General features: G+C 69.1%; 2 protein-coding genes. One reads left to right on the forward strand and one right to left on the reverse strand.

All coding sequences use genetic code 11. The features are described from left to right. Positions 1–47: 47 nt before the first annotated feature. Positions 48–2990 carry an Rne/Rng family ribonuclease gene (locus tag ABD154_RS01760; protein WP_232623575.1) on the reverse strand — a complete coding sequence of 981 codons (2943 nt, stop codon included), beginning with the start codon at positions 2988–2990 and terminating at the stop codon, positions 48–50. A gap of 300 nt (positions 2991–3290) precedes the next feature. Here ABD154_RS01760 and ABD154_RS01765 point away from each other — a divergent pair. Next, on the forward strand, positions 3291–3571 hold a 281-nt coding region (locus tag ABD154_RS01765), incomplete at its 3' end, for a vitamin K epoxide reductase family protein (protein WP_344249865.1).

Here is a 3571-nt window from a genome sequence, read left to right on the forward strand (position 1 = left end):
GGCGCTGTGCCGTCGCCGGCGGAGGGAGGATCTCAGGCGGGTGAGCCTCAGTCCTCGCCGATGATGACGAACGAGGTCGGCAGCGCCTCCTGGGGCTTCTCGACCGGCTTGTCCTTCTTCGCCGGGGCCTTGCGGCGCGGAGCTTCGGGCTCGGCGGCGACGGCGACCTTCGTCGTCGTGTCGGCGCCGATCATCAGCGGCATCTCCCCCGCAGGCTCGGCCTCCGGTGCGGAGTCAGCCGATGCGGTGGTCTCCGACGACGATTCGACGGGCAGCATCGGCTGCTCGTCGCCCGTGCTCGGCTTCTCGTCCTGAGCGGCGGTGTCGCCGTCGCCGCGGTCGGCCTCGGCGGACCGGTCGGCCTCGGCGGACCGGTCGGCGTTCTTCGTCCGCTTGCGACCGCGGGACTTCGCACGGCTCGGCTTCTCCTCGGGCGCGGTGTCGGCTGCGCCCGTGTCGGTCTGTGCGTCCGCCGGCGCCTCGGCGTCGTCGTCCTTCTTCAGCGTCGCCTTCGCGATGGCTGCGACCGCGGAGCGCGAGGCGTCGTTGCCGACCGACTCGGACTGGGACTCCGACTCGCTGCTCTTCGACGACCGGCGCTTGCGGTCGCGTTTGCCGTTGCCCGACGATTCGGAGTTCTGCGAGCGGCCCCCGCGATGGGACTTCGACCCGTCCTCCTCCGACCCGGGCAGGAGCAGCCCGCGTCCGGTGAGGTCGGCTCCGGCGGAGACCATCGATTCGGCGAGTCCGGTGCCGATGCGCTTGCGCGTCATCTGCACGAGACCGAGCGAGGTCACCTCGGCGACCTGATGCTTCGTCCGGTCACGGCCGAGGCACTCGACGAGCCGGCGGACGACGAGGTCGCGGTTCGACTCGAGGACCATGTCGATGAAGTCGACGACGATGATGCCGCCGATGTCGCGCAGACGCAGCTGCCGGATGACCTCTTCGGCCGCTTCGAGGTTGTTCCGCGTCACGGTCTCCTCGAGATTGCCGCCGGCACCGGTGAACTTGCCGGTGTTGACGTCGATGACGGTCATCGCCTCGGTGCGGTCGATGACGAGCGAGCCGCCCGAGGGCAGATTGACCTGGCGCTGCAGAGCCTTCTGGATCTGCTCCTCGATCCGGTAGTGGTCGAAGATCCCCTCGTCCTCGGAGTAGCGGTGCACCCGCTCGAGGAGGTCGGGGGCGACGGCCTCGACGTATTCGTGGATCGTGTTCCACGCTCCGTCGCCGTCGATGACGAGCGAATTGAAGTCCTCGTTGAAGACGTCGCGGATGATCCGCACGATCATGTCCGGCTCGCTGTAGAGCAGCTGCGGGGCGAGGACCTTCGTCGACTTCGACTTCTTCTCGATCGTCTCCCAGCGCTTCGCGAGGCGCTCGACGTCGCGGCTGAGCTCCTTGTCCGTCGCGCCTTCGGCGGCGGTGCGGACGATGACGCCGTTGGAGTCGCCTACGAGCTCCTTGAGGAGCTTCTTCAGGCGGGCCCGTTCGACGTCGGGCAGCTTGCGGGAGATGCCGGTCATCGAGTTGCCGGGCACGTAGACGAGGAAGCGTCCGGGCAGGGAGATCTGGCTCGTCAGGCGGGCGCCCTTGTGGCCGACGGGATCCTTCGTCACCTGGACGAGGACGGAGTCGCCGGGGCTGAGCGCGGCCTCGATGCGACGGGCCTTGCCGTCCATGCCGAGCGCGTCCCAGTTGACCTCGCCGGCGTAGAGGACGGCGTTGCGGCCCTTGCCGATGTCGATGAAGGCGGCCTCCATGCTCGGCAGGACGTTCTGCACCTTGCCGAGGTAGACGTTGCCGATGAGGGAGGACTGCTGGCGGTTCTCCTTGAGGTAGTGCTCGACGGCGATGCCGTCCTCGACGACGACGAGCTGCGTCTGATCGCCGTTCTCGCGCACGAGCATCGTACGGTCGACGGATTCGCGGCGGGCGAGGAACTCGGCCTCCGTGATGACGGGGCGGCGGCGGCCGGCTTCCCGGCCCTCCTTGCGGCGCTGACGCTTGGCCTCGAGACGCGTCGAGCCCTTGAGCGAGGTCACCTCGTCGCTGTCGGAGCCGCGGGAACGCGAGCGGCGGCGCCGGCGGCGGCGCGAACCGCCGTCCTCGTCGTCACCGTCGTCGTCGCCCTCGCTCGTCCTGTCGCGGGCGTCGTCGTCGGATTTCTTCTCCGCCTTGTCCCCGCGCCGGTTCGCGCGGGAGGGACGCTCATCGCCGTCTGTGGTCTCGGAGTCCTTCTCCGCCGGCTTCTCCGCAGGCTTCTCGCGGGTCTTCTCGCTGCGGGAGCTCTGCGCCTCGGACTCGTCGTCGTCGCGGCTGCGCGAGCGGCGACCGCGTCCGCCGCGGCGGCGGCGCCGGCCTCCGCCCTCGTCGTCGCGGTCGTCACGGTCCTCGCGGTCGTCACGGTCCTCACGATCCTCGCGGTCGTCTGTGCGGTCGTCGGTCTCGTCCTCGTCGATGTCCTCATCGTCGAAGTCGTCGTCGATGCTCACCGCCTCGGCGAGTTCCGCCTTGGGCACCTGGAAGATCAGTCCGCCGTGCTGGGGCACCGCAGCGGCCGGACGACTCGCGGGTTCTGCGGGCGCGGGGGCGACCGGCGCGGCGAAGGGATTGCGGGGGTCGAAGGCCGGGGCCTGCGGCGGCTGCGGGGTCGAGTCGTCCTCGTCGTCCTCGGCGCTGGGGTCGAGTCCTTCGTCGGTCTCGCGGACGAACTGCTCGAAGACGAGTCCGCGGTTGGCGACGGCGTCGCGGGCCCGTTTGGGTCGACGGCGACCGCGCTCCCGATCCTCGTCGTCGCGCTCGGGGCTCTCCCGCAGAGAGCCCGCGGCATCGGCGAGGTGGTCGAGCTCCTCGCGGACGCCGTCGTCGACCGTGTGCTCGGTGCCCTTGGCGGCGGCCGCATTGGCCTGCAGATCGGCGAGATCGGCGAGGATGCCCTCGGTGGGATCGGCTGTGCCGTTGCTGTCGTTCGTGGAATCGCTCATGTTCACTCCTACCGGAGCCTCCGCTCACACCATACGGATCTCCGGTGTCCTGCATGGTCCCCGTGGGACCGAAACCTGTGGATGGCGTCTTCGGCTCGCGCTCAGCGCGTAGGCCGTCGATGCTGCCTCTTCTTCGTGTCGACCTGCGAGGCCGTTCCCTCGACTCGGTGGAGGCACTTCTCCTGCCCGGTGTGGGAGCAGGTATCCGTCGCATCATTATGTCACAGATCTGCTGTCCGACCGCTGAGACCGGGCCCGCCGGGTTTGCCGCATGCCCCGCGGGCAGGCATCCTTAGGAGTGTGAACACGGCACCCGCGCTTGCAGACGACGACCTCGACGATGCCATCGACGCGCCTCCGCGGAAGCGTCCGTGGGTGCTGCGCCCGACGGCGATGGGCGTCTTCCTCATCGTCACCTCGGTGATCGGCTTCATCTCCTCCTTCGCCCTGTCGGTGGAGAAGTACGAGAAGCTCGAGAACCCCGACGCCGTCCTCTCGTGCGACCTCAACCCGTTCTTCTCGTGCGGATCGGTCATGGAGTATCCGCAGAGCCAGCTCTTCGGTTTCCCCAATCAGCTCCT

Source organism: Brevibacterium sanguinis (assembly GCF_039528855.1).
GTDB classification, from domain to species: domain Bacteria; phylum Actinomycetota; class Actinomycetes; order Actinomycetales; family Brevibacteriaceae; genus Brevibacterium; species Brevibacterium sanguinis.